Source organism: Nocardia sp. NPDC059154 (assembly GCF_042755705.1).
Lineage (GTDB): Bacteria > Actinomycetota > Actinomycetes > Mycobacteriales > Mycobacteriaceae > Nocardia.
Map to the genome: position 1 here is coordinate 1 of NZ_JBHZCS010000173.1, position 3,574 is coordinate 3,574.

General features: G+C 64.4%; 2 protein-coding genes and 1 pseudogene. 2 read left to right on the forward strand and 1 reads right to left on the reverse strand.

Annotated features, from left to right (window positions below; all coding sequences use genetic code 11):
• Positions 1-415: 415 nt before the first annotated feature.
• Positions 416-676 carry a transposase gene (locus ACFXN1_RS51480; RefSeq protein ID WP_379446643.1) on the reverse strand — a complete coding sequence of 87 codons (261 nt, stop codon included), beginning with the start codon at positions 674-676 and terminating at the stop codon, positions 416-418.
• Positions 677-766: 90 nt separating this feature from the next.
• Between ACFXN1_RS51480 and ACFXN1_RS51485 the strand changes: the two are divergent.
• A pseudogene (locus ACFXN1_RS51485) lies at positions 767-1,735 on the forward strand (IS701 family transposase); the annotation flags it as partial.
• Between the two features lie 320 nt (positions 1,736-2,055).
• On the forward strand, positions 2,056-3,574 hold a 1,519-nt coding region (locus ACFXN1_RS51490; protein ID WP_379446642.1), incomplete at its 3' end, for a reverse transcriptase/maturase family protein.

Genomic DNA, 3,574 nt, shown 5'->3' on the forward strand with positions numbered 1-3,574 from the left:
ATATTCAGCCCTCAGCAAGCCGAATTATCGCAGTTCAGAGCACCTTTCGCCATTTCAGAGCCACCGACGGCCCCATCAGGCGTGATTGGGCGAGGCTAGGGGCTCCTAATCGGGTTCGGTTGCTGAGTCGGCGCCAGCAGATCAGGGCTGCGGCGAGGTCGAGGAATCCGTGGTGGATGTCGGTGCGTCGTTCCCATCGGATGGCCGGTCGCCGGTACTGGTGGAGCAGGGCAGTAGGGTCGGCCGAGCGGCGAGGTTCCAGCGGCGTACTGGTCCTTTTCGGCCTCCCACCGAACCGGACTTGATAGTTTCCTGATTATCCGGCTCTCCAGTGAACTATTGCGTGAGTGATGCGGCTGGGTGCCCGTTGTGGATGTGGTCGTGGCAGGCAGCGCACACCAGTACGGCAGACTCGCTACCGGTAGCGGCTGGCTCGGCGACCTAATGAAAAGTGCTCACGCCCGAGGCGGGCACGACATCCCAGCAGCGATCCGTTCTCCTGGGGCAGGTCTTCCCACCCGATTCCGGTGATCAGCACGAACAGGATGCCCTGCAGCACGCGGCGGCTGTCCCTCTGCGGCGGTCCCGGTGTTCCGGCCGGTTTCACCGGCAGTAGCGGTTCGATTACCGCCCACAACTCGTCATCCACGATCCAGGGTGCTGCCCCCCGAAACATCCTGCACTGCAACAGAACCCGACGCCACCGCGCCGAACCTGTTAGTACTGCAACTGCACTCAGGTGATTTGTTGCTGGTAGACCTGTCGGGTGGTGTTGGATCGTGCTGTGGCCGAACTGGATTCGTTGATCGCGAGGATCGGGGGACGGTTCACCCGCGTCGAACCGCGGGAGCGGGCGGGTGAGTATGTGTCGGGGCTGGTCGCGGGTCTGGAACGCAAGAACGGGTGGACCCTGGCCGAGCGCGCCGGTGAGAGCACCCCGGACGGGATGCAGCGGCTGTTGCGTGCGGCCGATTGGGACGTCGACGCGGTGCGTGACGATGTGCGTGACTACGTGGTCGAACACCTCGGTGACCCGGACGCTGTGCTGGCCGGCGACGAGACCGGGTTCCTGAAGAAGGGTGTGAAATCCGCTGGCGTGCAACGTCAATACTCCGGAACGGCCGGCCGTACAGAAAACTGCCAGATCGGTGTGTTTCTGGCGTACGCGTCGCGCCATGGGCACGCCCTGATCGACCGGGAACTCTATGTTCCCCAGTCGTGGACGGCCGATCGTGAGCGGTGTCGTGACGCCGGGATTCCCGACGAGGTCGAGTTCGCGACCAAACCGCGTCAGATGATCGCCATGCTCGAACGCGCGCTGGCGGCGAGGGTGCCGTTTCGGTGGTTCACCGCCGACGAAGCCTACGGCCAGGCCGGTTACCTGCGGGCTTGGTGCGAAGACCACGACGTGTTCTACGTGATGGCCACCCGCTGCGATCACCAGTTGCGCACCCGCGCCGACCGACTCGCCCGCGCCGACGACCTGGTCGCCGAGTTCGGCGACCGCACCTGGCAGCGGCTCTCGGTCGGCGCCGGCGCGCACGGCCCGCGCGAATACGACTGGGCACGCCGCCAGATCGACGGCACCTGGACCAGCGGGCGCGGTCACTGGCTACTGGCGCGACGGTCGATCAGCGACCCGACCGAAATCGCCTACTACCTCTGCTACGGCCCGGCCACCGCCCGCCTGGTGGATCTGGCCTGGACCGCGGGCTCGCGCTGGCACGTGGAAGAGGCGTTGTGCGCCACGAGGCGCTCCGTCACATCCCCGGTTCAGCCGGGAGGAACTGGAAGGAGGATTCCTGGGTCTGATGGCTTACCCTGCGCCGAAAGGTTAAGGGGGACAAGAGCATGCCATGTGAAACCAGTGACCGGGTCCAGACGTCAGGGACGGTGTGCTGGGAGACCCGCGCGACATGGTGAAGGCTGGATTGCTTGAAGCCCAATCTCCAGCGATGGAACTTCGCATCCTCTGGAAACGACGTCTGAAACCGGTGCCCGTGTCCTGCCCTGGCGATGAAGCATAGCCGGGGCAACCTTCCGGATGCTGGGGCGATGCCCAGTGAGGGCATTGAAGGAGATGAGTGGGCCACCTACCTCGCGCTGTCACGTGTGGTGGAGACGAACGTGGGATCGCCTACCGGACGCGAGTCCTATGGCGACGGAGGCCTCGTAGTAGTCGCCGGAGTCACGCCCGGCCAGGGAGGGCGGGAAAGCCGTCCACAGGGCGAAGGGGGCCAGGTGATTCGAATACCAGAAGATCGGGAGGTATGCGAAATGCAAAGCGCCGAAACGATTCTCGGTGTTCTTCGTGAACGCGGCAGCCGGGGGCTGCCATGCAAGCAACTATATCGGCAACTGTTCAACCCGCAGTTGTATCTGCTGGCTTACGGCCGCATCTACTCCAACAAGGGGGCAATGACGCCCGGGGTCACGCAGGAAACCGTGGACGGCATGTCGACAGCGAAGATCGACCGCATCATCGACGCGATGCGCCACGAGCGCTATCGGTTCGCGCCGGTGCGGCGGACGCTGATTCCGAAGAAGAACGGGAAAATGCGTCCGCTGGGACTGCCGACCTGGTCGGACAAGCTGGTCGGCGAAGTGGTGCGTCTGCTGTTGGAGGCGTACTACGAGCCGCAGTTCTCCGAGCATTCCCACGGGTTCCGGCCAAGGAGAGGCTGTCACACCGCGTTGCGGGAGATCGCCAACACCTGGACGGGAACGGCTTGGTTCGTCGAGGGAGACATCGCCGACTGTTTCGGGTCGCTCGACCACGAGATCATGGTCACGATCCTGTCGGAGAAGGTCCACGACAACCGGTTCCTGCGGCTGCTGCGCAACATGCTGACAGCCGGATACCTCGAGGATTGGACTTGGCATGCGACACCCAGTGGCGCACCGCAGGGTGGTGTCGCCTCACCGGTCCTGTCCTCGATCTACCTGCACAAGTTGGACCAGTTCGTCGAGACGGTTCTGATTCCGGAATACACCCGAGGCACGCGTAGGGCCCGCAACCCTGCCTACCTGGAGGTTGCGAACACGCTCGCGCGCGCTCGCAGGCGCGGCGACCGTGTCGAGGCCGCCAGGCTCCGCAAGCAGATGCAGAGCCTGCCCAGCCAGGATCAATACGATCCGGGCTATCGGCGGCTGAGATATGTCCGCTACGCCGACGACCACCTGCTCGGGTTCATCGGACCCAAGGCCGAAGCCGAGGAGATCAAACAACGCCTGGCGGCGTTCCTGCGCGACGATCTCGCGCTGGATCTGTCGCAGGACAAGACCCTGATCACGCACGCCCGGACCGGGCGAGCTCGGTTCCTCGGCTACGACATCGGAGTGCAACGCGACGACAGGCAACGCGCCCGCAACGGCCATCGCGGCGTGAACGGGGCGATCAGCCTGGGCGTTCCCACTTCGGTGATCAAGGCCAAGACCGCCCTTTACCGCGAGCGCGGAAAACCCGCGCGCCGGTCCCAGGTGATCAACTACAGCGACTACGACATCGTTCGCATCTACGGGGCCGAATACCGGGGCATCGTGCAGTACTACCTGCTGGCCGGTAACATCCGGA